This window comes from Luteibacter sp. NPDC104163, from assembly GCF_055584245.1.
Window position 1 is genome coordinate 1 of the sequence record NZ_JBVJMK010000010.1, and the last position, 24,128, is coordinate 24,128.

Here is a 24,128-nt window from a genome sequence, read left to right on the forward strand (position 1 = left end):
CATCAAGCTCAGGCTTAATGGCCTGAGTCCGGTTGAATACCGGACCCAGGCCCTAGCCGCCTGACCCCGCTGTCCAACTTTTGGGGGTCACCTCATTGCGCGCGATGGCGTGTACGAGCGGGCTCGCCTTCGGCTTCGCGCTATTCAATCGGTTCATTCGCTGGGCGCGAATGCATGTGTTGAGCGGCTACGCCGCCTCGCGCTCCGACGTCTCCGGAAAGAGGCCTTGGGGCCCACCCTCGCTGCTCAGACAGGTCCTGTGGGAGCGCGCTTGCGCGCGATTTGGGCGTTCGGCCAGCCCCATTCGCGCAAGCGCGCTCCCACAGCTCTCTTGTGCGGAACTCGCCTCGAGGGTGGGCCCCAAGACCTCCCGGACGCACTGAGGTTGATTGTTGGGCGAGCCTCGCGCGCTGTTCGGTCTAGGGCCTTCAAGCGACCTCCGCCTTGTAGGAGGCCACCCTGTGGCCGACAGCCTTCGCCTCGATGCAGCAGGGCCTGTGGCTCTGTCCGCGAAAGATGTCGCGCGCAAGCGCGCTCCTACATGAGATCTGCGCAGGCCTCGCCGGTTATTGTAGGAGCGCGCTTGCGCGCGATCACCGACGCAGCGATGAAGCCGTATTGATCAGCGAGCCGCAGCGATCGCGTTTGCCGGCACCACGGGTGCGCTAGTCGTGACCATCGCCCCCATCGTCAACACGCTCAGCAGCACGGCAGCGGCGAAGAAGGTCTTCAGCAGGAAGGTTTCGGTTTTCATGGCGGGTCTCCGTGAGTAGGAAGGTGAGCCCGAGGGCCCTTGCCATGAAGATTGCATCCGCCGTGCCAACGTCGAATTTGCCTCGCAAACCGCGCTGCGAAGCCATTTCACTCTGACTGGGCCACGCGTGCTTTGCTGTCCGCGGACGAAGCCGTGTCCGGCCACGCGTGTCCGCACACCGGACACGAAGCGAAATCCGGCTCTCCCACCATGAACCTCAGTACGTCCGGGAGGCCTTGGGGCCCACCCTCGAGGCGAGTTCCGCACAAGAGAGCTGTGGGAGCGCGCGTGCGCGCGAATGGGGCTGGCCGAACGCCCAAATCGCGCGCAAGCGCGCTCCCACAGGACCTGTCTGAGCAGCGAGGGTGGGCCCCAAGGCCTCTTTCCAGAGACGTCGGAGCGCGAGGCGGCGTAGCCGCTAGTCACATGCATTCGCGAACGCGAATGAACCGATTCGAGCGCGTGAAGGCGAGCCCGGCCGTACCGGGCATCGCCTAAAGCATCGCGCGCAAGCGCGCTCCCACAGTGAAACTTAAGGCAGGTTCTTCTGCTGCTTCAGCAGGTCGCGGATTTCCTGGAGCAGCACCACGTCGGCGGGCGTGGCCGCGGGTTTGTCTTCGTGGCGGGTCAGTTTGTTGATCGCCTTGACCACCAGGAAGATCGCGAACGCGATGATGATGAACTGGATGAGCACGTTGATGAACACGCCGTACTGGATGGCGACTTCAGCCGTCTTCGACGCCGCATCCGCGGGTTTCAACACCCACTTCCAGTCCGAGAAATCGATGCCGCCGATCAGCATGCCGATCGGCGGCATGATGATGTTGTCCACCAGCGACGTCACGATCTTGCCGAACGCCGCGCCGATGACCACACCGACCGCCAGGTCGATCACGTTGCCGCGCAGGGCGAATTTCTTGAATTCTTCCATCATGCTCATCGCATGGACTCCTCGTTGCGTCGTGTCGAAATTCCCAACCTAGCGATCCCGATGTAGGGATCGCGCGAATTCACACTACCTTGCCCTCGAATGAAACGATGTCCCCGAGCGTCGCGCGGAACCGGTCACCCTTTTGCAATGCCGAGACCCCCGCGGGCGTGCCGGTGAAGACCAGGTCCCCTGCCTTCAGCTCGAACAGGGTGGATAGTGCCGCGAGGATCTCGCCCACGTCGAGCACCATATCGCCGAGCGTTGCCTGCTGGCGTACCTGGCCGTTGATCTCCAGGGTGATCGTCGTGGCGGCAGTGGGCGTGGCCTCGCTGGCAGGGACCAGCGCGGATACCGGCGCCGAATGGTCGAACGCCTTGGCCACGTCCCAGGGGGCGCCCTTCGCCTTGGCCTGCGCCTGCAGGTCGCGGCGGGTGAGGTCCAGGCCCACGCCATAGCCCCAGACGAGCTTGCGTGCGTCGTCCGCGCTAAGGTGGGAGCCACCGGCGCCCAGGGCCACGACCATCTCCACCTCGTGGTGGAGATCGCTGGTGGCACTGGGGTAGGGCACGTCGGCGCCATCCGTCACCACGGCATCGGCCGGCTTGGTGAAGAACATGGGGTTCGCCTTGTCGACGCTGGCGCCCATTTCCTTCGCATGGTCCGCGTAGTTGCGGCCGATGCAGAAAATGCGGCGAACGGGGAAACGACCGGCCTGGCCGGTGACGGGGAGGCTCGGCTGGGCCGGCATGGGGATGACGGTATTCATGCCGCCAAGCCTAGCAGGTGACACCTGTCACGGCAGATGACTGATGGGCCTGAATAGCGCACGGTCGCCCAGGTTCGCATGATCTTGTACGAACACCGTGAGGGGATGTGAGGGGACATGAACTCGAACGCCGAGCTGCTGAAGCAGCTGAAGATCGATAAATCGCACAAGGAAGCGCCCGGTGGCGGCCCGCCCTGGGGCCGGATCGCCGCCATCGCCGGCATCGTACTCATCCTGCTGGCGGCCGGCCTGGGTGCCTGGGCCTTCTTCGGCCGCCGTGCCGTTGAGGTGCAGACAGCGACCGCCGTGGCCCCGGCGTCGGCGGGCGACGCGGGCGCGGTGCTGCAGGCCACCGGTTATGTGACAGCGCGCAGGCAAGCCACGGTCTCGGCGCAGATCACCGGCTCGCTCACCGAGGTGCTGATCGAAGAAGGCGACCGGGTAACGAAGGGCCAGGTACTGGCGCGCCTCGAAGACAACGCCCTGCGCGCCAGCCTCGCCTCGGCGCAGGCCAACGCCGCGGCGGCGCACGCCAACGTCACCCAGAACGAGGCGCAGCTCGACCAGGCGTTGCGCGACGCCACGCGCCAGGAAGCCCTCGTCGGCCGTGGGCTGGTGTCGAAGCAGATCGCCGAGCAGACCCGCACGCAGGCCAATACCTTCCGTGCCCAGCTCAATACCTCGCGCCGCCAGGCGCAGGCCGCGGATTCGCAGGTGGGCGTGGCACAGGTCAACCTCGATTACACCGTGGTGCGCGCGCCGTTCGACGGCGTGATCACCGACAAGGCAGCCCAGGTGGGCGAGATCGTCTCGCCGCTGTCGGCCGGCGGCGGGTTCACCCGTACCGGCGTGGGCACCATCGTCGACATGGATTCGCTGGAAATCGACGTGGACGTCAACGAGGCCTATATCGGCCGCGTGCAACCGGACATGGCCGCGGAGGCGGTGCTCGATGCCTATCCCGACTGGCGCATCCCTGCGCATGTGATCGCGATCGTGCCGGCGGCCGATCGCGGCAAGGCGACGGTGAAAGTCCGCGTCGCGCTGGAACAGAAAGATGGGCGCATCGTGCCGGACATGGGCGTTCGTGTTTCGTTCCTGGAAAAGCGCGCTGCCGCGCATGCCGAACCGCCCAAGGGCGTGATGGTGCCCGCCAATGCCATCGTGCAGCGCGATGGCCATGACGTGGCGTTCGTCGTCACCGACGAAAAGGCCCGCCGTCGCGACATCACCGCCGCCAAGCCCGTGAACAACGATCTCCGCCTGGTTACCGCCGGCCTCGCCGCCGGCGAAACCGTCATCACCACGCCACCCGACACCATCGTCGATGGCGCCTCCGTCCACGTCACCCAGCCCGCTCCCTGAGCGTCCAAGGAGATTACCCGCATGGCTACCCTGATCGACATCCAGGACCTGTCCAAGGTGTATGAGCGCGGCCGGCAGAAGGTCGAGGTGCTGCACGGCGTCGACCTGAAGATCGAGGAAGGTGACTTCCTCGCGTTGATGGGCCCGTCGGGCTCGGGCAAGACGACGCTCCTGAACCTGATCGGCGGCCTGGATACGCCGAGCGGCGGCAGCATCACCGTGGCAGGCGAGCGCATCGACAAGCTTGGCGCGGGGCAGCTGGCGCGGTGGCGCGCGGCGCACGTCGGCTTCGTGTTCCAGTTCTACAACCTCATGCCGATGCTCAGCGCCCAGCGCAACGTCGAGCTCCCGCTGCTGCTGACCAAGCTCTCGAGCAAGCAGCGCGCGCAGAACGCTGCCATCGCGCTGCAACTGGTGGGCCTGGCCGATCGTGCCTCGCACAAGCCCTCGGAGCTATCGGGTGGACAGCAGCAGCGCGTGGCGATCGCACGCGCGATCGTCTCCGATCCCACCCTGCTGGTCTGCGATGAGCCCACCGGTGACCTGGATCGCCAGTCGGCCGAAGAGATCCTTGGCCTGCTGCGTGAGCTCAACCGCGAGCACGGCAAGACCATCGTCATGGTGACCCATGACCCCAAGGCCGCCGAGTACGCCAACCATACGCTGCACCTCGACAAGGGCACCCTTGTCGAGCAGGCCTCGGCGTAAGGGAGCGGCGCGATGAAATACTTCCATCTCATATGGGCCGCGCTGTTCCGGCGGAAGGCGCGCACCTTCTTCACCCTCGTCTCCATCCTTGCTGCCTTCCTGCTGTTCGGCATGCTGGACGCCACGCGGTCGGCGTTCGACTCCGGCGACAACGTGATCGGCGTCGACCGCCTGATCACCACCTCGCGCTATTCGATCATCCAGTCACTGCCGGTGAGCCTGGGCAACCAGATCAAGACGGTGCCGGGCGTGCGTGACGTCGGCGCCTCCAACTGGTTCGGTGGGATCTACCAGGATCCGAAGAACTTCGTGCTGAGTTTCGCGGTGAGCGATAACTACTTCGATATCTTCCACGAGATCCAGATCAGCCCCGAAGAGCGCAAGACGTATGCCAGCACCCGCACCGGCGCGATCGTCGGCGAGGCCTTGGCCAAGCGCTTTGGCTGGAAGGTGGGTGACAAGATCCCACTCCAGTCGACGATCTTCCCGCAGCGCAATGGTGACAAGACCTGGCCGTTCGATATCGTGGCCATCTACAAGGTCGCCCCCGGCGCAGCGAACGGAACGGACCAGCAGTTCTTCTTCCACCACAAGTATTTCGAGGATGCCAACGCGTTCCAGAGCATCGGCACGACGGTGGGCTGGTATGTCATCCGCCTGAACTCGGCGAACGATGCCGACCACGTCGCGAAGGCGGTGGATGCGCTCTCCGCCAACTCCGACCACGAAACGAAGACGCAGACCGAGCAGGCGTTCAACGCCTCGTTCGCCAAGCAGATCGGCGATATCGGCCTCATCGTCAGCGCGATCATGGGCGCGGTCTTCTTCACGCTGATCCTGCTTACCGGCAACACCATGGCGCAGGCCGTGCGTGAACGGACCAGCGAGTTGGCGGTGCTGAAGACGATCGGCTTCTCCAGCCACAGCGTGCTCTACATGGTGCTGGCAGAGAGCGTCTTGCTGCTGGTGATAGGCGGCGTGCTGGGCCTGGGCCTGGCGGGCGTGATCGTGCCGATCGTGGCCAAGGGCAGCGGCGGCATGCTCAACCTTCCCCCGGTGGGCTCGCAGACGTGGCTGCTCGGCTTCGTGCTGATGGTGGTGATCGGCGCGATCGTCGGTGCCTTGCCCGCCCTGCGCGCCATGCGCCTCAACATTGTCGACGCCCTGGCAGGGCGCTGAGGAACGGCCATGAAGACCTTCAAGAAGTTCCTTGGCGGCGTGCTGCTGCTTGCGATCATCGCGCTGTTCCTGGTCGTGTGGACCATGCTGCCGTGGCAGGGTGTCGTCGTGCTGGCGATCCTGCTGGCCGTATGGATGGTCGCGACGCGGCGCGGCCGGCAGACCTGGCAGGTGACCCGCGTGGGTCTTTCCACGGTGACCCAGCGGCTCGGTTCCTCGTCCGTCGTGGTCGTCGGTATCGCCGGCGTGGTCGGCGTGCTCGTGGCGATGCTGGCAATGAGCGAAGGCTTTGCACAGACCTTGCGCGCCTCGGGTAACGACCACACCGCCATCGTCCTGCGCGGCGGTTCGCAAGCCGAGCTCAATTCCATCCTCGATCGCGACAGCGCGAACGTCGTGATGCAGGCGCCGGGCGTGAAGAAAGGGCCCGAGGGCCGGCCGATCGCCTCGGGCGAACTCGTCGTCGTGGCGAACCTGCCGCGCAAGGGCGATCCGAACAGCGACTCGAACGTACCGATCCGCGGCGTAAGCGATGATGTGTGGGCCCTGCGCGAGAACGTGAAGATCATCGAGGGACGGCGATTCAAGCCGGGCCTGCGCGAACTGATCGTCGGCAAGGGCGCGAAGGGCCAGTTCGAAGGCCTGGATGTCGGCAAGTCCATCCGCCTGGCCGGGCAGACCTGGACGGTAGTCGGCGAGTTCGAATCGAACGATGCGCTCGAGTCCGAGCTGTGGGGCGATACGCAAAGCGTCGCCTCGGCCTACCGGCGCGGCAGCAGCGTGCAGTCGGTCACCGTGCTGCTGGATTCGCCTAAGGCCCTCGATGCGTTCAAGGCGAGCCTGGCCGCCGATCCGCGGCTGAAGGTAGATGTCTCCACCACCGAGGCGTATTTCAGCAAGCAATCGGAGGCGCTGACGAAGACCTTGCGCATCATCGGCATCACGGTGGGCCTGATCATGGCGATCGGTGCCGTGTTCGGTGCATTGAACACCATGTTCGCCGCGATCCAGGCACGGGCCCGCGAGATCGCGACCTTGCGTGCGATCGGTTTCCGCGGCGTGCCGGTGGTGGTGTCGGTGCTTCTCGAAACGATGCTGCTTGCGCTGCTGGGTGGCGCGATCGGTGCAGGGATCGCCTGGCTTATCTTCAACAACTATTCGGCATCGACGCTGGGCGCGAACTTCAGCCAGGTCGTGTTCCAGTTCCGCGTGGGGCCGGCCCTGTTGTGGACCGGCCTGAAGTGGGCGCTCGCGATCGGCTTCATCGGCGGCCTGTTCCCCGCGCTGCGCGCCGCGCGCTTGCCGGTGACCACGGCGTTGCGCGAACTCTGATGGCTCATGGCGGTGCCGGCGTACTGTCGCCGGCATCGCCCGCCGGCTCCTTGCAGAGATGGGCATGGAGCAACCAGTTGCCGCCGCGATCGACGCACGCATCGTAGTCGGCGAAGTCGTTCAACGGCGTGGCGAACGTGGTGTCGTCATCGCGGAACGGCTGGCATGAAGCCAGCGCGGCGATGGCCAGGCAAAGCAGGGTGGCAAGGCGCGCGCCGCAAAGGCGCAGGCGTCGCGAGCGGCGGAGATGGGCTAGGCCATCCATGGATATCTCCAGCAGATGCGGCTGGAGAGACTAGGCGGCGGTCGGCGGCCCCGACCATCCGATTATTCTGAAAATGCGCCTGCCATACCACGGAGTGCGACGGCCGTCACATTCCGGCGCTTGCGCATTACGCCTTGCGCTGGCGCATCAGCGTGATGATGCCGACGCCCACCAGGATGATCGCCATGCCGCCGAGATCGAACGGGCCGACATGCTCGCCGGCAAGCGCGACGCCGAACAGCACGGCCACCGGCGGATTGACGTAGGCATAGCTGGTGGCAAGCGCGGGGCGCACGGTTTTCAGCACGTAGAGGTAGGCGCTGAACGCGATGAGCGAACCGAACACGACGAGGTAAAGCAGGGCGGCGGTCGCCGATGCCTGCGGGTGCACCGGGAGGCGCTCGCCGTGCAGCATGGCGATGATGCCCAGCGCGACGCTGGCGCAGAGCATCTGCGCAGCCACGTTCATCGGGCCTTTCGGCATGTCCTGCCGCTTCGACCACACCGAGCCGAACGCCCACGACGAGGCGGCCACGATGAGCGCGATGGCGCCGAGCGGCGAACCGGAAAGGCCCGCGCCGAGGTTCAGGACGATGACGCCGGCGAAGCCCAGGAGGAGGCCGACGGTTTCACCGCGCGATGGCCACTCACCGTAAAGGCCGCCGAACACGGCGGCGAACAGCGGCATGCTGGCGACGGCTACCGCCGCGATGCCTGAGCTCACCGACTGCTCGGCGTAGCAGACCAGGCCGTTGCCGCCGGCGAGCAGCAGGGTGCCGACGATGGCGGCATTGCGCCACTGCCGGCGGGTGGGCAGCGCCGCGCCACGCACGCGCAGCACGGCGAAGAGCAGGACGCCCGCGATCGCGAAGCGCAGGGCGGCCAGCAGGAACGGCGGGTAGCTCACCAGCGCGTAGCGGATGCCCAGGTAGGTAGAGCCCCAGATCACATACAGCGCGAACAGCGAAAGCGGTACGAGCCAGCGTGACTCGGTGGCGGCGGGCGTGGCGGAACAGGCGGCGTCGGACATGGCGTGGGGCAAACCGGGGCAGGGTGCGCCACAACCGGCGTGACGCGAAAGCGGAAAGATATCGCCGCCGCGTGACGGGTGGTAGCGAAACCTTCGCGGGTCAGGCTTGAGCCGCGTTCACCGCGCGCTCGCTCGCCAGTAGCTGGCGCTTGATTTCCAGGCCCCAGCGCCAGCCACCCAGGCTGCCATCCTCGCGGATGATCCGGTGGCACGGCACCAGCAGCGCGAGCTTGTTGCTGCCACAGGCGCGGCCGATCGCGCGGGCCGCCTTCGGCACGCCCAGCTTCGCGGCCAGCTCGCCATAGCTCAGGGTTTCGCCGCGCGGGATGCGGGTGAGCGCCTCCCAAACCCGCCACTGGAACGCCGTGGCGGCCACGTCGAGGGGCGGCATGGCCGGCGCGTCGCGATCGCTCCAGCCCAGTTCGTGCGCCACGCGGGCGATCACCGCATCCAGCCAATCCTCGCGGCCGGCATCGACGCGCTGCCGCGTGGCCTGGGGGAATTCGTTGGCCAGGCGTGCTTCCAGCTCGGCATCGTCTGCGCCCAGGGTGACGGAGCAGATGCCGCGCGCGGTGGTCGCCACCAGCAACTGGCCCAGCGGCGTCGCGGTCGTCGTATAGCGGATGTCGGCACCGGCGCCGCCCGCGCGGTAACTCGCGGGGGTCATGCCGAGCCGGCGGTCGCTTTCCTCGTAGACCCGGCTGCCCGAGCCGAACCCGGCGTCGTAGACGGCATCGGTCACCGCCGCGCCGCCGCGCAGCGCCTGGCGCAGCTGGCCAAAGCGGCGCGCACGGGCATATTCCGCAGGGCTCACGCCGTAGCGGCGGCGAAACACCCGCTGCAGGTGGGTGGGGCTGAGCCCGGCGATGGCGGCGAGGCTGGCGAGGTCCGCCGGTGCCTCATCCTCTTCGAGGGCGAGACGCACGCGTTCCAGGGCATCGTCGGTGCTTTGCATGGCGAGGGCGGGACGGTTCATGGTGGCCTCCTTCATGGGAGACCAGCGTAGGCGGGCAGGCTCCGGCGGACTATCCGAAGCTTGCGGTGCGCGGCTCGTTCGCGAACGGCTTAGTGGTGGTGTACCGGCCGGCCCTGCTGGATCACCACGAACTCGCCTTCGAGGACGTTGGGATCGTTCGGGCGGGACGCAGCCTGGGGCTGCGGCGTCGGCGCGCCGTTGGCACGGGCGGTCGCGAGCTTCCACTGGCGCACGGCGAAGAACACGAGGCCGCCGGCCACCAGTACGCCGAGCACGACCACACCGAACACGAGCAGCACGCCCAGCACGGCCACGCCTGCCAACAGGGACAGGGCGCGGACCAGCGGGTTACGCGAGCGGCGAATGGGCGGAAAGACGAAGCGCATTGGTTAAAAATCCGTATGGCACAATGACATGCGTGTGAGCCTCTTTACCTTGGGGCATCCGACCCTCATAGACAAGTGCCATGACTACCACTGCCGACACCGCCCCCCTTTGCCAGCTCAATGACATCCCCGATGGCAACGCTATCGAAGTGGAGGCGACGGTGGCTGGCGACACCGAGTCCCTGCTGGTCTACCGCGACGGGGACCAGGTCAGTGCCTTCTATAACGTGTGTCCCCACGCTGGCCGCCGGCTGGATTACGCCCCCGGCCGCTTCCTGGTCCGCAACGGCCTGATCATCTGCGCCGCCCACGGGGCGACCTTCACGGCGGGGGATGGGCACTGCCAGAGCGGTCCTTGCAAGGGTGATCGCCTACGTGCCGTGTCGGTGGCCGTGACGGACGGCAAAGTCCACCTGGCCTGAGAAAATTCTGTGGGTTGGCTCAGCGGTACATCAGGTTGATGGTCACCAGGGTGACCACCAGCATCACGATGGTCAGCGGGATGCCTGCGCGCAGGAAATCCTTCGCCCGGTAGCCGCCGGGGCCGGCCACCATCATCAGTGCCGGGTGGCCCGAGGAGAGCAGGAAGGTGTTCGACGAGGACACGGCGACGATCAGCGCATAGGCCGAGGGGTTGCCGCCGGTGGTGACCGCCACGCTGATCGCGATCGGCACCATCATGACCGTGGCGCCCACGTTCGACATCACCTGGGAGAACAACAGGGTCAGCACGGCGATCGAGAGCTGCAGGGTCCACTGCGGCGCGTGGCCCAGCACGGCGAGCACTTCCTGGGCGATCCAGCTGGCCGTGCCGGTGGAATCCATCGACCAGCCCAGCGGGATCAGGCAGGCGGTCACGAAGATGGTCTTCCAGTTGATGGCCTTGTAGGCCTCGTCCATGTTCAGCACGCCGGTCAGCAGCATGCCGACCGCGCCGGTCATCATCGCCACCGAGAGATCGAGGTGGGTGAACAGCGCCAGGCACTTGGCCAGCACGAAGAAGCCCACGGCCTGCCAGATCTTGCCGGGCCGCTGTTCTTCCTTCGGGATATCGGTCACGACCACGATGTCGCGGTCTTCCTCGGCCAGCATGAGGTCGCGCCACTTGCTGTGCAGCACGAGCGTATCGCCGGCGCGCAGGGTCACGGCGCGCACATCCTCGCGGAAGACCTCATCGCCGCGGTTCACCGCCAGCACGGAGATGCCGAAGCGCTTGCGCAGGCGTAGCTCGCCCACGCTCTGCTTGATGAAGCGCGAGCTGGGCGGCACCACGGCCTCGGAAATACCGGCGCGGGTGGTGTTGAACTGCTCGCCCAGCTGGCGCATGCGCCACGACACGCGGCACAGCTGGTTATTGGCGAACGCGTTGATCGCGTCCTTCGGAGCCAGCACACCCAACACCGTGCCCACCCAGATCATCTGGTCCGAGGGCGGGGCCACGCGGCTCTCGTTGCCGTTCTTCATCGCCAGGATCAGCGGGGCGCCATGCAGCTGTTCCACCTCGCCGATGCTCATGCCGACCAGCGGGCTTTCCGCGGTAACGGTGAGCTCCGCGGTTTCACCGGCGATGCCATAGGTATCGGCGAAGTAGCTCTCGGTGCGGCCCGGGGTCACCTTCAGGCGCTCGTCCTCGCGCTCCGGCAGCAGCTTGCGCGAGAACAGCCAGAAGAACGCGATGCCGAGCAGGGCCAGGATCAGGCCGACAGGCGTGACGCTGAAGAGGCCGAATTTCGGGATGGTGTGGGCGCCCGGGGGCAGGTTGCTGTTGGCGCTGGCGATCAGGTCGTTGAGGACGATCAGCGGCGAGTTCGCGATCAGCGTGGTGTTGGTCGCGGTCAGGATGCAGAAGGCCATGGGTAGCAGCAGCCGCGACATGGGCACGCCCGTGCGCGCCGACAGGCGCGAGGTGACCGGGATCATCAGGGCCGCGAGCGCCTGGCTCGGGATCACCGCGCTGAACAGGCTGGTGACGCTGTTCACCACCACGCCCAGGCGTGACTCCATGCCACGCGCCATGCGCATGACGAAGGAAGCGGTGAGGTTGAGCACGCCGGCGCGGTCCAGGCCCGCGCCCATGATCATGATGGCGATGATCGCGATGACGGCGTTACCGGCGAAGCCGTTGAACACCTGTTCGCCAGGGATCAGCCCGGTCAGGCCGATGGTGACCACCACCAGCAGGGCCACCATGTCCGCCCGGATCCACTCCAGCACGAGCATGAGCATGGTGAAGCCCACCAGGCCCAGCACGAGGATCATTTCAGGCGTGAGTGTGAGTGCCACTAGCCGGCAGTCCCGTTCCGGTCGATGGGGGCATGCGGTGGCATTGGCTCGCCAGGCTGCTGTCGATGGCGGACGAGTATACGCGCTGGGGGTGGCTCCCGGCTGAAGCAATCCGGTTTTTCTTGGAACACATACCGTGGGAGCGCGCTTGCGCGCGATGGGTGCTTGCGGCACGAGCCATCGCGCGCAAGCGCGCTCCCACAAGAGCGGGGGCGGCTCCCCGCCCTAGCGGCTCAGGTTCGAAACCGCCAGGTCCACGATGCTATCGCCGCGCCCGCTCATCACTGCCTTCAGCGCATACAGGCTGAAGCCCTTGACCTGCTCGCCGCTGATCTTCGGCGGGATGGCAAGCTCGAGCCGGTTACTGACCACGTCGAGCAGGGCGGGTCCCTCGTGCGAGAGCACCTCGGCGATCGCCGCAGGCAGGTCCGAGGCCCTCGCCACGCGGCGGCCATGGATGCCCATGGCATTCGCCATCGCGGCGAAATCGGGGTTCTGCAGCTCCACGCCGGTCTCGACCAGGCCCGCGGCCTTCATCTCGAGTTCCACGAAGCCCAGCGTGCCGTTGTTGAGCACGATGATCTTCACCGGCAGCTTCTCCTGCGCCAGGGTGATGAAATCGCCCATGAGCATGGCGAAGCCGCCATCGCCCGACAGCGAGATCACCTGGCGCCCGGGATAAGCCGCCTGGATGCCGATGGCCTGGGGCATGGCGTTGGCCATGGAGCCATGCACGAACGAGCCGACCAGGCGGCGCTTGCCATTCATCTTGAGGTAGCGCGCCGCCCAGACCGTGGGCGTGCCCACGTCGCAGGTGAACACCGCATCGTCCTCGGCAAGCTCACTGACCAGCCGCGAGACCTGCTGCGGGTGGATGAGCTCATGGCCCGGCTTGATCTCGGCCAGCTCATCCAGGCCCTCGCGGGCACGGGCGTAGTGGGCCAGGCAGCGATCGAGGTGGCCACGCACGCGCTTGGGCTCGATGCGCGGGAGCAGGGCCCTCAGCGTCTCGCCGACATCACCCACGACACCCAGGTCGACCCGGCAGCGGCGGCCGATGTTGCCCGGGCGGATATCCACCTGGGCGATCTTCGCCTCCTCCGGATAGAACTGGCGGTAGGGGAAGTCGGTGCCCAGCATGAGCAGCGTGTCGCAGTCTTCCATCGCGTGGTAGCCGGAGCTGAAACCGATGAGGCCGGTCATGCCCACGTCGAAGGGGTTGTCGTATTCCACGAACTCCTTGCCGCCCAGCGCGTGGACGATCGGCGACTTCAGCGCGTCGGCCAGGGCGATCAGCTCATCGTGCGCGCCCGCGGTGCCGCGGCCGCAGAGCAGGGTGACGCGCTTCCCCGCGTTGAGCAGGGCGGCGAGCGCATCGAGCTCACGCTCGGCGGGAATCACCTTCGGTGACGGCGGCAGGAGGCCGGCCGCCGGCGTCACCTGCTTCACCACCGCCTTGCGCATCGCCACGTCGCCCGGGATCACTACCACGGCGACGCCACGCTGGCCCACCGCGGCACGGATCGCCGAATCGAGCACATGCGGCATCTGCGCGGGGTCGGAGACCATCTCGCAGTACACGCTGCACTCGCGGAACAGTTCGGTGGGGTGGGTTTCCTGGAAGTAACCGCTGCCGATTTCGGCACTGGGGATGTGCGCGGCGATGGCCAGCACCGGCGTGCGCGTGCGCTGGCAATCGAACAGGCCGTTGATCAGGTGCAGGTTGCCCGGGCCGCAACTGCCCGCGCAGACCGCGAGCTGCCCGGTGAGCTGGGCCTCGCCGCCGGCCGCGAAGGCGGCGGCTTCTTCGTGGCGCACATGGATCCAGTCGATGCGCTGGCGTTCGCGCAGGGAATCCGTGATGGCGTTGAGGCTATCGCCGACCAAGCCGTAGATGCGGCGTACGCCGGCCTGTTCCAGGGTTTCCGCGAACAGGTCGGCCAGGGTGGAAATGGACATGCGGGGCTCCGTGGGGACGAGAGAGCCCAAGTGTGCCCATTTCAGGGTCTACGGCTTGTCTAACCGTGCCATTCGTAAAGGAAATCCCAGACACCATGGCCAAGACGCAGGCCACGGCGTTCGAAATGGGTCTCGATGCGCCAGTCGGGACGCTCGGCCGTTGCGCCCGGCCCAACACGGTTACGCCAGCCTGGCGCGGCTTCCATTACCTCGCGCATGTGCTCGGCATAGGCTTCCCAATCGGTAGCCAGATGCAGCAGCCCGCCCGGGGCCATGCGTGAAGCGAGCAGGGCCACGAAGGCCGGCTGCACGATGCGACGCTTGTTGTGGCGCTTCTTATGCCACGGATCCGGGAACCAGATGCGCACTTCGGAGAGGCTGCCTGGCGGGATCTCGTTTTCCAGCACTTCCACGGCATCGTGCTTGTAGATGCGCACGTTGCCGGCATCGCGCGCGGCCAGCGCATTCATTAGGCGGCCGACGCCAGGGCCATGCACTTCCACGCCGATGTAGTCGCGAGCGAGGTCATGCTCTGATGCCCACGCGAGTGCCTCGCCGTTACCGAAGCCGATTTCCAGCACGCGCGGTGCCTCGCGACCAAACGTGGCGCCGAGGTCGCGGGTTACACCGGTGTAATCGAGGCCGAAGCGCGCCCAGTGGTCGTCGAACGCGCGCTGCTGCGCCGGAGTCATACGGCCTTCGCGCAGCACGAAGCTGCGGATGCGGCGCTGGAACGGGCCTTCGCCCGTGGTTTCGTCGTCTTGGCTCATGCTCAACCCACCAATCCTTCCACGGGGCTCGATGCCGAGGCGAAGCGCTTGCGCGGGATACGGCCCGCGCGGAACGCGGCACGTCCGGCTTCCACGGCCAGCTTCATCGCATGGGCCATCAGCACCGGGTTCTTCGCGCCGGCGATCGCGGTATTCATCAGCACGCCATCGCAGCCCAGCTCCATCGCGATCGATGCATCCGAAGCCGTGCCGACGCCCGCATCGACGATCACGGGGACCTTCGCGTTCTCGATGATCTCGAGCAGGTTGTAGCGGTTCTGGATGCCCAGGCCCGAACCGATCGGCGCGGCCAGCGGCATGATCGCGGCGCAGCCGATCTCTTCAAGCCGGCGGGCCAGGATCGGATCGTCGGAGGTGTAGACCATGACGTCGAAGCCATCGGCGACGAGCTTCTCCGCGGCGGCCAGCGTCTGCACCACATCCGGGTAGAGCGTGCGCTCATCGCCGAGCACTTCCAGCTTCACCAGGTTGTGCCCGTCGAGCAGCTCGCGCGCGAGGCGGCAAGTGCGCACGGCATCGTCGGCGGTGTAGCAGCCGGCGGTATTGGGCAGCAGGGTGAAGCGATCGGGCGGCAGCGCATCGAGCAGGTTGGGCTGGCTGGCGTCCTGGCCGATGTTGACCCGGCGGATGGCAAGGGTGACGACCTGCGCGCCAGCGGCCTCGGTGGCCTGGCGGGTCTCGTCGAAATCCTTGTACTTGCCGGTGCCGGTGAGCAGGCGCGAGTGGAACGTACGGCCGGCAACGATGAGGGGATCATCACCAGCGGGGGAAAAGTGGTTCATGCGGGGTCTTCCGTCGAGGGGCGCGGCTCAGCCGCCGCCGATGGCATGGACGATCTCCACCTTGTCGCCCTCGGCGAGCAGGTGGCTGGCGTGCGCGCTGCGCGGCACGATCTCGAGGTTCACCTCCACCGCCACCCGCTTGCCGGCATAGCCAGCCGAATCGAGCAGGGAGGTGACCGAGGTGCCGGGCGCGCAATCGCGCGCTTCGCCGTTAAGGGTGATCTGCATCCGCCCATTGTAGCCGCAGGGCTGGCCGCGGGCCCACGGCCGGCCCCGTGCCGGTCAGCGGTTGCGGATCGGCACGCTGCCACCGCGCGGGATCTGCGGCGGCGGGCCGGAGCCGGGCTGCTGGTACAGCGGCACGCTGCTCTGGCCGGCGCCCGGGTTATACGGGCGCGGCGGTGGCTCGTTGATGCTGGGGCGGGGGCCGTTGGGGTTGTTGAACCCGTTGTTGTAGCCGTTGTTCCAGCCGTTGTTGCTCCAGCCGCCACGGTCGCGGTCGTGGTCGTGGCGGTTGTCGTTGTTGTCGCGGACCGGGGCTACGTTGAAGCGGTTGTCCCGGCTCGGGTTGGACTGGCCGCCCACGACGACCGTGTTGCCCGGGTTGGGCCTGCCGCCGTGGTCTCCGTTGCCGCCGTGGCCGTGGTCGCCGTGGTCACCGTCGTGCCAGCCGCCGCCGCCGGGGCGGCCGTGGCCCGGATAGCCGTTCCCGGGATAACCGTTGCCTGGGTAGTTACCGCCGTAGGGCGGGGCGCCGACGTAGTAACCACCATCGACGTAGCCCCCCTCCACATAGCCGCCGCCGACCTGGCTGCTGGACGACTCGTAGCTGCCGGTGCTCACGTGGCCGCCGACGTAAAGCCGTGCCGGCGTCGGCAGGGTGCCGGTGCTGACCGTCTCGCGGCGCTCCGGGGCCCCAGGCCCTGAGATGTAACTCACGCCCGGCTTCGGCATGTTGGCCGTGGACACCGTGCGCGACTGCGCCAGCGCCGACCCGGCACTGAGCGTTAGCACGACGGCAAGCGACAACGTGGCAAAGCGCATGGCGGCGGTCCTCGTAAGAATTCCCCGACCTGATTATGCGCCGCGGCCCGACCGCCCGCAGGGCACGGATCCGGCCCGTTCAGGCAGCCGCCACCTTTCCCCTGGCCGCCATGTCGTTTAACATCCGGGGCCTGATGCGGGTGTAGCTCAATGGTAGAGCTGTAGCTTCCCAAGCTACTGACGAGGGTTCGATTCCCTTCACCCGCTCCAGCTTTCCTCTATGCGGCCGCTCGAGCCGCCCGGGCGCCCGAACGGTTGCGGCCTGAATCCTTGTTGTGATGACGAAAAAGTCCCTCAACCGATTTGGCGGGCGGCCGATGAAGTCACCAAGCCTCGCAGACAAAATCGCTTATTTCGCCAAGGTCCGCGAGGCGAACTACGCCGCTAGCTTGCGCCTGGAAGGCTTTTGTACGCCTCAGCAAGCGGCGTGCGAACCTGAGGGCTCAGCCAAGGATGGCACCACGGTGACTCCGTCACGGCGAGGGGGCGCCGGAAGCACCATGTCGTTCACAAAGGAGATGTGCCCATGTCCCAATGGCTACGATGCATTGCTGTCGCAATGATGGCGATTATCCCCGCAGCGGCTCTCGCAGCGGCCGAGCCGCTAGCAGTCACCATTCAATCGTCCACCAACCGGGGCGACAGCGAAACAGGGGTGATCGTGGTCTCCGTGACCAACCAGTCCAGCCGTCCCCTCCTCATCCTGATGGCGGACAGCGCATTGCTAACTGATGGTGATCATTTGCTCAATGACGTTATGACCGTCACCGCGAGCGATGGAGCGACAGTCGCGTACAAAGGCCGCGCATCTCGTCCGTCCGTTGGCGATCGAGGCGCCTACCTGACGCTTGAACCTGGCGAACGCAAGACTTCGCTGGTGGATCTGCCGGCCAACTATGCCGTAGAGGGAGGGAAATACACCGTCTCCTACGTTCAGCGATACATCGAAGAAGCTGAGTTTAGCTCGGAGGGCGCGATGGCGCATGAAGTGCGCAGCAATCCGCTGGTGTTCTACGTTAATGCGAACCTGATCCAAGGTAAGAGATCGTTGCAGGCTTCCTCGTCGGCGATGGCGGCCCGTGGCCGTCACTGCAACTTATGCTGAATTATGGCGACTTCCATAATTATGGAGGTCGCCATAAGTGTGCATAAGTCATGGTTAGCAGGCGATCTCAGTCGATCGCGCGATGTTCTGCTTTGGGGACGGGAAGGTGGATCTCGTAGCCCCGACCGGGAAGGTTGCCGGTGACTACGAGCTCGATGATCGCGCGATCCTTATCCAGTTGTGGGAAGGGTCACACTAGCCGCGAACGACCTATACTCAGCCCACCCCACTGACGAACGCACCCCTATGACCCATCGCTTATCGGCCTGGCCTGGCGGTTTGATCATCATCCTTGCGCTTGCGTTGTCCCCGATGTCATCCGCACACGCGCAGGGGTTTGATGGGGTCGGTCAGCTGAGAGAGGGAGGCGTCGCCATCGTGGCCTTGCTCGCGATGTCGGTGATCGCGCTCTGGGTGGCCATCGAACGGCTACGCAATGTGCGCAAGACGGTCGTGGTTCCCGATGGGCTCGCGCGCAGGGCGGATGGCTTGTGGCTGGAGGGCAGGATCGACGAGGCGCAGACCTTGATCGCCAGCCACCCGAGCACGCTATCGCGCATGCTGCGCTACATGTTGGATTACCGCGCGCTCGATCTGGCGACCATTACCAAAGGGGTGGAGGACATTGCCTCCATCGAGCTTCGCGATCATTTGCGCCGCATCTATCCCCTCGCAATTATCGCGACCGTTGCGCCGATCGTAGGCCTGCTCGGCACGGTGGCAGGCATGATCGAGGCCTTCCATGCGCTTGCCTTCTCCGGTCCGATTGATCCGGCGTTGCTGGCGAGCGGGATTTCAAAAGCGCTGGTCAATACGGCCGCCGGCCTTTGCGTGGCCCTTCCGGCGCTGGCGTTCTACCACGGCTTCAAATACCGCATTACTGCCTTTGGTATCGAGCTGGAACGGCAGGCAGGTGCACTCCTGCGTACCCATTTCATTCGTCCGACAACCGGCGCAGCACCGTGAAGATCGACCTGGGGGTCGACCAGGAGCCAGAGATCGGGCTGGTCGCTTTGATCGACTGCATCTTCTTCCTGCTGATGTTCTTCATGGTGGCGACCACCTTCAAGCAAAGCGAAGATAACCACCGGATGCGATCCATCCCGGTCGACCTTCCCAAAGCGGCAGCGACCTTTCGCGCCGAAGAGGCGCCTTCAACGGGCATCGTCATCGCGGTGGCGCACGACGGAGCGGTTTTCATCGATGGTGTCGCGGCAACGCAGGGCCAGCTTCACGATCGTCTGCGCGACCTGGCGGCCCACGATACGCATGCGGTAGTCCGCATCGACGGGGACCGTCGGGCGCAGTTCCAGGATGTCGTAAGCGTCATGGACCTGTGTGCGTTCGAAGGCCTCATCAACCTTGCGGTCCACGTTCGGAATTAGCATGGCCGCGCGACCGTCGTGGGACCCGTACCGGCCGGTTCGAAGCGAGAAGCCAGGAAACGACGTGCTTTGGTCCATCCTCGCGCACGCCCTAGTGCTGGGCGTGGTGTATTACCTCGCGCAAATGCGCCCGGCATCGGATGCCGTGCGACAGCGGGTCGAGGCGACTCGCAACGCCGCATTCCAGGCAGCGGCGGCCCAGCGCCTCAACGAGCTGGCATCGGCCGAGAGCGCACTCGCGCAGCGCTCGCATGGGCCGGCGCCGCCGCCTCTCGCTCCTGTCAAATCGGCGCAAGAGGCGCTTGAGCAAGCAAGAACGCGCTACGACGCCATGCGAGAGGCGCAGCACCGCGCTCGTGCCACCGAACTGGCGAACCGGCTTCGCATCCCGCTCGACGAGGCGCTGAAACAAACCCATGCGGACTTGCCGGCCCTGCCGAAGGCGCCGCACACGGAGGCCGAGGCGCTCGCCCAATTGGCGCAACTCCAGACGCAAGCCGCCGCGGCGGCACGCGACGCGCAGGCGGTCGCGTCCGATGGCGCATCGCCCGGCGGGGCGGCGGCCAAGGGAGGTCAGGGAGGTTCCCGGGTGCTCGGCGGGTCAGGGGCGACGGACCTGAGCCCGTTCGAGGTCGAGGCGGATCCCGCCCAGGGACCACAGAACGTTCCGCGAGGTCGCTTCTCTTCCATCCCGCCCCTCGACGCGCCCGTCCGGGCGGCAGGAGGCCGCAGTCTTGGCGCCGGCGGGACATATGCCAACCGCGTATACATCGACACGTGGTACGTCGTGGGGCCGTTCGAGGCCATCAGTGGCCAGCCCCTGGAGCATTCGGAACTGCCCGAAGTGGCGGTCGACCTGGACGGAACCTATGCGGGCAAGTCCGGCCGGACGCTCAGGTGGCGCTACGTGCAGGCAAGCGAATATCCGACGTTCCTTCCCGATGCTGCCGAGAGCGCCATTTATTACGGATACACCGAGCTGAGGCTCGACCACGACATGGACGTCTGGGCCTGGATTGGTGCCGACGACGATGCGAAGGTCTGGGTGGACGATCGGCTGGTCTGGAAGGGCGGCGCACCGGTGAAACCCTGGTTCCTGGTGGACGCCCGTTCAATGAAGCGGGAGATCGCCGATTACAACCTGAGCGAAGGCAAGGTACGCCTGCGACTCTCGGCAGGGCGTCATCGGGTGCTCTTCAAGTTGTACAACGGCGCCGACGTTATGTTTTTCTCGCTGGTGCTCACTAGCGCAGATGAGCGCGGCACGGTGCGCACTGCTCAGCCTTGATGGGCCCTGCATCAGCGGTCGCCGCCGCAGTTCGTCGAATTACCCCAGGCCCAGTGCCTTCCAGCACTGTTCGACCCCCCGACGCCCGACTAACGTGCCCTCCAAACCGACAAGGAGTGCCCGATGAGAACCCTCTTCAACCTGCTGTGGTTTGTGCTTGGCGGCCTGGTGATGGGCCTTGGCTGGTGGCTGGCCGGCCTTGTGGCCATGATCACCATCGTCGGCATCCCCTGGGCGCGCGCCTGCTTCGTGATCGGCCAGTTCGCCTTCTTCCCGTTCGGCAAAGAGGCCATCAGCCGCGCCGAGGTTTACGGCAGGCACGATATCGGCACGAGCGGCCTGGGCTTCATCGGCAACGTCATCTGGTTCCTCTTCGCCGGCCTCTGGCTCGCGATCGGTCACGTGATGTCGGCGATCGCCTGCTTCATCACGATCATCGGTATTCCGTTCGGCATCCAGCACCTGAAGCTCGCCGGCATCGCGCTGGCGCCGATCGGCAAGACGATCGTGAGCGTGGAGATGGCCGATGCCTCGCGCCGCTACAACGCTGACGCCGCTGTATCGCGCATGCGCGGTGGCTTCTGATCGATTCCCTCGGGATGATGTCCCGAGGGAATCCCAGCCATGAATGGTCAAAACACCCCCGGATCCTCCACCCGCGAGGTATCCGCCGACCCATCCGGATGCGTGAACCAAAGCAACCGGTTCCTGCCACCCGAGCAGCCGCCGCCATCGGTCGCTGAGGTCAACAGACCGGCAGTGGTGACCACGTCACGCCCATAGCAGCTCCCCAGGTTGTCGCTGAAGCGGAAGCTCTGGCTGCTGGCCTGGCCCGAATGGCCGGTGACCGCATTGTCCGCGAAGGCCAGCGTATCGCCCGTGCTGATGTGGTTATCCACGTCGCTGCGGTAAAGCGTCAGCGCACCGAGTTTCTTGGCGAAGTGCCTCGTGAATCCCTGCGTGACCTGGCTGGGCGAGGATGTGATGTTCCCATCAGCGTCGAAGGCGTAAGCAAACCGGGCCGTCAGCGGGAAGTCGTACGCCACCGTGGTCGTCGTCCCGATCCCCAGCGGGCCCTGGCGCGTCTTCGTCGTGCTGTCGACCGTGGTGCGCTGGTCGATCGCCTGCACGTACTGGCTGGCATCGATCGTGAAGTCCTGCGTATTCGCGAACGCGACGGTCTGCGCTACCTCGGTCGTGATCCGGCCGCGTGAGGTGTCCACATAGCCCGCCGTACGGAACGTCCGTGATGCATTCGTGGTCACGCCACCGCTGACGACGCCGTTCGCATCCGTCACCGTGTTCCCGATCGTCGCGTTCGCCGGCTGGCCCTGCAGCGTGTTCGCGGTCACCGCGCCGGTGAGCTTCTTCCGGCCATGGTCCTGGTAAACGAACAGGTTCCCCGTAACAGCGAAATAGCCATGGGCTCCCGTAACTGAAACGGCGACGGTATGTTGCGTGCCATCATTGAGCAACGCCGCGAACGGCGTCAGGTCAACGCGATAAGGCACGAAGTTCAGCGTCTGCACGCCGGGCGTCGGCCGCCACATATACGGGTCGATGCCGCCGGTGAAGATCCACGGATACACCGGCGCCACGCCGACGGCCTGGCCATCGATCGATACCTGCGTCTCACGATAGGAACCGCCGCCGCAGCTCTGCAGCTGGTCGGCAAACTGATCCGGCACGCATGAATACCAGAACTCATCGCCACCCTGGCCCTGGGCGAACACATCCAGGTAGGCACGCTCGATATTGGTAGGCAGGCTGACGGTGCGCGACAACGTATCCGTGCCGGTATTGAGGGTGACCGGACCACCGGCTGTGCCATCGGATAGCGGGAACACGGCATCCGGCGCATCCACCTTCGGCGCAAGGACATTGGCCGGATAGAACACCAGGCGCGCCGACCCACTGATGACGCCGGTATAGGTGCTGTCGACGATGTTGCCAAGGATCGCCTGGCCCGACTGCGGGTTGGCGAGCAGGCTGGCGAAGTCGCTGACATCGCGTTCCACGTGCCAGCTCGGCGCGACCGTCGCCGACGGCTCCTGCGTGGTGCCGAAATAGATATTCGCGCCACCCAGCCAGAACGATGCCGTCCGGTCGAACTGGCGCCCGGCGGTCACCGCGAAGTCCGCTTCAAGCACCACCTTCGACCAGGAGCGCCCGCAACCCGTCGGTGGGGCATAGGTGTACGGGTGGTTCGAGAAGTCGGTGAACTGGAAGCCGTTGAACAGCGTGACGACACATGCGCGGCCAGAGGGTCGCGGAACGACCGGATCAGCCACCGCCACGTTGGGCGAGCCGGGTGTGAAGCCCGGCGCACTGGCGGCTGAGACATCCAGCGTGGCGAACGAAAGCGGAAGAACGAACGCAGTCATCACTCGCAAGAACTTGCGACCCACCCAAGGCGTGACGGCCATGGCTACCCCTCACGAAGCGTGATCCCCCTGCGCGGACGACCGTAGCACAGCGATAAGCCATAACGGCATGAAGTGCGGCCGTGGACACAAAGTGTGACCCGAGTGGTCAACCACGCTGACATCGAGTGCTACATCTTTCCGGGGGACTGGGGAACGAGTTCGTTCATTCAACCTTGAAGGAAGGGCAGACACATGGCTTCAATGAAGAAGTACGGGCAGAAGGTTTGGGTGGGTGCATGCATGCTTGCGGCGATCGCCAGTGCAGTGCCGTTTTCACCCGTGGTCGCCGCAGAGCAAACATTCGATATCGCCGCCGCGGCACAGGCACAAGCCCTGGCATCGTGGGACCAGACCATCAAGCAACAAGCACCCGCCGTCGAAGGTTGCTTCAGCGCGTCGTACCCGAGCGTCGCATGGCACCCGGAACAGTGCGAAGCGCCACCCCCGTTCGTTTCGGTGCCGCCTGAGACCAACGGCAACGGACTGACCACCACGGCGCGCAACGAGAGCGTGTTCACGGTCGGCAATGGCAATGACTTTGCCGCGCGCACGCGCAGCCTCACCCGCTCGGCGGTCGGTACGTTCCCCACCGTCACCGGCGTTACGACCGGCACGGCGGATTACTCGCTGCAGATCAACACCAACATCGGCAGCAACCCGACGACGTGCTCGCAGTTCGGCTATTCGTCATGCCAGACGTGGGAGCAGTTCATTTATTCCACTGATAGCGATGGCAACCCCGGCAACGGGCGCACGCCGGTCGCATTCATCCAGGACTGGTTCTTCGCGGGAAGCCAGTCACAGTACAACTCGGTCGGTTGCCCCTCGGGCTGGTTCTCCTATCCCGACCAGCTGGCCTGCTATCGCAACAGCAATGCGGTGAGCGTCCCGCTCGTCGCCGTGTCCAACATCGGCACGATCAAGCTCACGGGCTCGGCGACGTCGGGCGGCGTGGATACCGTCACCTTCTCGGTGAGCGGTTCGGCGCATAGCGTCAGCCAGACGGCCACGACGCTTAACATCAACCGCATCTGGAACCAGTCGGAGTTCAACATCTTCGGCAACGGCAGCGACCACCCGGTGGTCTCGTTCAACCGCGGCTCGCATGTCACCGTGAATCTCGCGGTGAACGACGGCAGCACCAGCGCACCCACGTGCCTTGGTAATGCCGGCACCACGTTCGAGCAGAACAACCTGACCCTGGGCAGCTGTTCGGCCACCGGCGGTACGACGCCGCACATCAGCTTCGTCGAGAGCAACTGATCCTGAAAAAAACGCCACCGCTTTCGGGCGGTGGCGAGGGGAGCGTTGCACGGCCCCGTTGGGCGAGGCGCAAATAGTTATGGCTACCTCCGGCACCCCATCCATGGGGT

26 protein-coding genes and 1 tRNA gene are annotated in these 24,128 nt (G+C 65.8%); 13 read left to right on the top strand and 14 right to left on the bottom strand.

Features of this window, described 5'->3' with window-relative positions; all coding sequences use genetic code 11:
- Nucleotides 1-622 precede the first annotated feature (622 nt).
- From ACZ6YI_RS13355 to ACZ6YI_RS13365, 3 genes are all read right to left on the bottom strand, one after another.
- Entirely contained in the window at nt 623-754 is a 132-nt protein-coding gene (locus ACZ6YI_RS13355; RefSeq protein ID WP_465779095.1) for a hypothetical protein, read from the bottom strand.
- Nucleotides 755-1,286: 532 nt separating this feature from the next.
- A complete protein-coding gene (mscL, locus tag ACZ6YI_RS13360; protein ID WP_440324593.1) occupies nt 1,287-1,694 on the bottom strand; it encodes a large-conductance mechanosensitive channel protein MscL in 408 nt (135 codons plus the stop codon).
- 70 nt (nt 1,695-1,764) lie between these two features.
- Nucleotides 1,765-2,451, bottom strand: a complete 687-nt coding sequence (locus ACZ6YI_RS13365) for a fumarylacetoacetate hydrolase family protein (protein WP_440324592.1) — start codon at nt 2,449-2,451, stop codon at nt 1,765-1,767.
- Between the two features lie 117 nt (nt 2,452-2,568).
- Between ACZ6YI_RS13365 and ACZ6YI_RS13370 the strand changes: the two genes are divergently transcribed.
- The 4 genes from ACZ6YI_RS13370 to ACZ6YI_RS13385 are packed head-to-tail and all read left to right on the top strand — an operon-like array spanning nt 2,569 to nt 7,035.
- A complete protein-coding gene (locus ACZ6YI_RS13370; RefSeq protein WP_465779096.1) occupies nt 2,569-3,816 on the top strand; it encodes an efflux RND transporter periplasmic adaptor subunit in 1,248 nt (415 codons plus the stop codon).
- A gap of 21 nt (nt 3,817-3,837) precedes the next feature.
- The gene (locus tag ACZ6YI_RS13375) at nt 3,838-4,524 is read left to right on the top strand and encodes an ABC transporter ATP-binding protein (protein WP_465779097.1); all 687 of its coding nucleotides are present in this window, start codon (nt 3,838-3,840) and stop codon (nt 4,522-4,524) included.
- 12 nt (nt 4,525-4,536) lie between these two features.
- Nucleotides 4,537-5,703: an ABC transporter permease gene (locus ACZ6YI_RS13380; RefSeq protein WP_465779098.1), complete on the top strand. Its 1,167-nt coding sequence runs from the start codon at nt 4,537-4,539 to the stop codon at nt 5,701-5,703.
- 9 nt (nt 5,704-5,712) lie between these two features.
- Nucleotides 5,713-7,035: an ABC transporter permease gene (locus ACZ6YI_RS13385; protein ID WP_465779099.1), complete on the top strand. Its 1,323-nt coding sequence runs from the start codon at nt 5,713-5,715 to the stop codon at nt 7,033-7,035.
- Between the two features lie 4 nt (nt 7,036-7,039).
- Here the strand turns inward: ACZ6YI_RS13385 and ACZ6YI_RS13390 are convergent, their stop codons facing one another.
- From ACZ6YI_RS13390 to ACZ6YI_RS13405, 4 genes are all read right to left on the bottom strand, one after another.
- Nucleotides 7,040-7,300 (bottom strand): hypothetical protein, encoded by a 261-nt coding sequence (locus tag ACZ6YI_RS13390; protein WP_465779100.1) that lies wholly within the window; start codon nt 7,298-7,300, stop codon nt 7,040-7,042.
- A gap of 127 nt (nt 7,301-7,427) precedes the next feature.
- Nucleotides 7,428-8,330 (bottom strand): drug/metabolite exporter YedA, encoded by a 903-nt coding sequence (gene yedA / locus ACZ6YI_RS13395; protein WP_465779101.1) that lies wholly within the window; start codon nt 8,328-8,330, stop codon nt 7,428-7,430.
- A 100-nt stretch (nt 8,331-8,430) separates the two neighbouring features.
- Nucleotides 8,431-9,306 carry a methylated-DNA--[protein]-cysteine S-methyltransferase gene (locus tag ACZ6YI_RS13400; RefSeq protein WP_465779102.1) on the bottom strand — a complete coding sequence of 292 codons (876 nt, stop codon included), beginning with the start codon at nt 9,304-9,306 and terminating at the stop codon, nt 8,431-8,433.
- Nucleotides 9,307-9,395: 89 nt separating this feature from the next.
- Nucleotides 9,396-9,692: a hypothetical protein gene (locus ACZ6YI_RS13405; RefSeq protein WP_465779103.1), complete on the bottom strand. Its 297-nt coding sequence runs from the start codon at nt 9,690-9,692 to the stop codon at nt 9,396-9,398.
- 80 nt (nt 9,693-9,772) lie between these two features.
- On the opposite strand from ACZ6YI_RS13405, the gene ACZ6YI_RS13410 reads away from it, so the two are divergent.
- The gene (locus tag ACZ6YI_RS13410) at nt 9,773-10,114 is read left to right on the top strand and encodes a Rieske (2Fe-2S) protein (protein ID WP_465779104.1); all 342 of its coding nucleotides are present in this window, start codon (nt 9,773-9,775) and stop codon (nt 10,112-10,114) included.
- 19 nt (nt 10,115-10,133) lie between these two features.
- Here the strand turns inward: ACZ6YI_RS13410 and ACZ6YI_RS13415 are convergent, their stop codons facing one another.
- The 6 genes from ACZ6YI_RS13415 to ACZ6YI_RS13440 form a co-directional block, all read right to left on the bottom strand.
- Nucleotides 10,134-11,951, bottom strand: coding sequence for an SLC13 family permease (locus ACZ6YI_RS13415; RefSeq protein ID WP_440324017.1), 1,818 nt, complete (start codon nt 11,949-11,951; stop codon nt 10,134-10,136).
- 249 nt (nt 11,952-12,200) lie between these two features.
- Nucleotides 12,201-13,919, bottom strand: coding sequence for a ubiquinone-dependent pyruvate dehydrogenase (gene poxB / locus ACZ6YI_RS13420; RefSeq protein ID WP_465779222.1), 1,719 nt, complete (start codon nt 13,917-13,919; stop codon nt 12,201-12,203).
- 74 nt (nt 13,920-13,993) lie between these two features.
- Complete coding sequence (trmB, locus tag ACZ6YI_RS13425; RefSeq protein ID WP_465779105.1) at nt 13,994-14,704, bottom strand: tRNA (guanosine(46)-N7)-methyltransferase TrmB; 711 nt, start codon at nt 14,702-14,704, stop codon at nt 13,994-13,996.
- Between the two features lie 2 nt (nt 14,705-14,706).
- The gene (locus ACZ6YI_RS13430; RefSeq protein ID WP_465779106.1) at nt 14,707-15,507 is read right to left on the bottom strand and encodes a thiazole synthase; all 801 of its coding nucleotides are present in this window, start codon (nt 15,505-15,507) and stop codon (nt 14,707-14,709) included.
- Nucleotides 15,508-15,534: 27 nt separating this feature from the next.
- Nucleotides 15,535-15,735 carry a sulfur carrier protein ThiS gene (thiS, locus tag ACZ6YI_RS13435; RefSeq protein ID WP_440327232.1) on the bottom strand — a complete coding sequence of 67 codons (201 nt, stop codon included), beginning with the start codon at nt 15,733-15,735 and terminating at the stop codon, nt 15,535-15,537.
- Nucleotides 15,736-15,789: 54 nt separating this feature from the next.
- Nucleotides 15,790-16,551, bottom strand: a complete 762-nt coding sequence (locus ACZ6YI_RS13440) for a hypothetical protein (RefSeq protein WP_465779107.1) — start codon at nt 16,549-16,551, stop codon at nt 15,790-15,792.
- 136 nt (nt 16,552-16,687) lie between these two features.
- Here ACZ6YI_RS13440 and ACZ6YI_RS13445 point away from each other — a divergent pair.
- From ACZ6YI_RS13445 to ACZ6YI_RS13475, 7 genes are all read left to right on the top strand, one after another.
- Nucleotides 16,688-16,761 (top strand) — tRNA-Gly (locus ACZ6YI_RS13445).
- Nucleotides 16,762-16,868: 107 nt separating this feature from the next.
- The gene (locus ACZ6YI_RS13450; RefSeq protein WP_465779223.1) at nt 16,869-17,114 is read left to right on the top strand and encodes a YhfG family protein; all 246 of its coding nucleotides are present in this window, start codon (nt 16,869-16,871) and stop codon (nt 17,112-17,114) included.
- On the top strand, nt 17,078-17,656 hold the full coding sequence (locus ACZ6YI_RS13455) for a hypothetical protein (RefSeq protein WP_465779108.1): 579 nt from the start codon (nt 17,078-17,080) through the stop codon (nt 17,654-17,656). Before ACZ6YI_RS13450 ends, ACZ6YI_RS13455 begins: the two co-directional genes overlap by 37 nt.
- Before the next feature lie 246 nt (nt 17,657-17,902).
- Complete coding sequence (locus ACZ6YI_RS13460; protein ID WP_465779109.1) at nt 17,903-18,622, top strand: MotA/TolQ/ExbB proton channel family protein; 720 nt, start codon at nt 17,903-17,905, stop codon at nt 18,620-18,622.
- Nucleotides 18,619-19,041 carry an ExbD/TolR family protein gene (locus tag ACZ6YI_RS13465; protein ID WP_465779110.1) on the top strand — a complete coding sequence of 141 codons (423 nt, stop codon included), beginning with the start codon at nt 18,619-18,621 and terminating at the stop codon, nt 19,039-19,041. Before ACZ6YI_RS13460 ends, ACZ6YI_RS13465 begins: the two co-directional genes overlap by 4 nt.
- A 1-nt stretch (nt 19,042) precedes the next feature.
- On the top strand, nt 19,043-20,329 hold the full coding sequence (locus ACZ6YI_RS13470; RefSeq protein WP_465779111.1) for a hypothetical protein: 1,287 nt from the start codon (nt 19,043-19,045) through the stop codon (nt 20,327-20,329).
- Nucleotides 20,330-20,452: 123 nt separating this feature from the next.
- A complete protein-coding gene (locus tag ACZ6YI_RS13475) occupies nt 20,453-20,914 on the top strand; it encodes a YccF domain-containing protein (RefSeq protein WP_440327217.1) in 462 nt (153 codons plus the stop codon).
- 47 nt (nt 20,915-20,961) lie between these two features.
- On the opposite strand, the gene ACZ6YI_RS13480 is transcribed toward ACZ6YI_RS13475, so the two are convergent.
- Nucleotides 20,962-22,713, bottom strand: a complete 1,752-nt coding sequence (locus tag ACZ6YI_RS13480; RefSeq protein ID WP_465779112.1) for a peptide-N4-asparagine amidase — start codon at nt 22,711-22,713, stop codon at nt 20,962-20,964.
- Between the two features lie 243 nt (nt 22,714-22,956).
- On the opposite strand from ACZ6YI_RS13480, the gene ACZ6YI_RS13485 reads away from it, so the two are divergent.
- Nucleotides 22,957-24,018 carry a hypothetical protein gene (locus ACZ6YI_RS13485; RefSeq protein WP_465779224.1) on the top strand — a complete coding sequence of 354 codons (1,062 nt, stop codon included), beginning with the start codon at nt 22,957-22,959 and terminating at the stop codon, nt 24,016-24,018.
- Nucleotides 24,019-24,128: the final 110 nt, after the last annotated feature.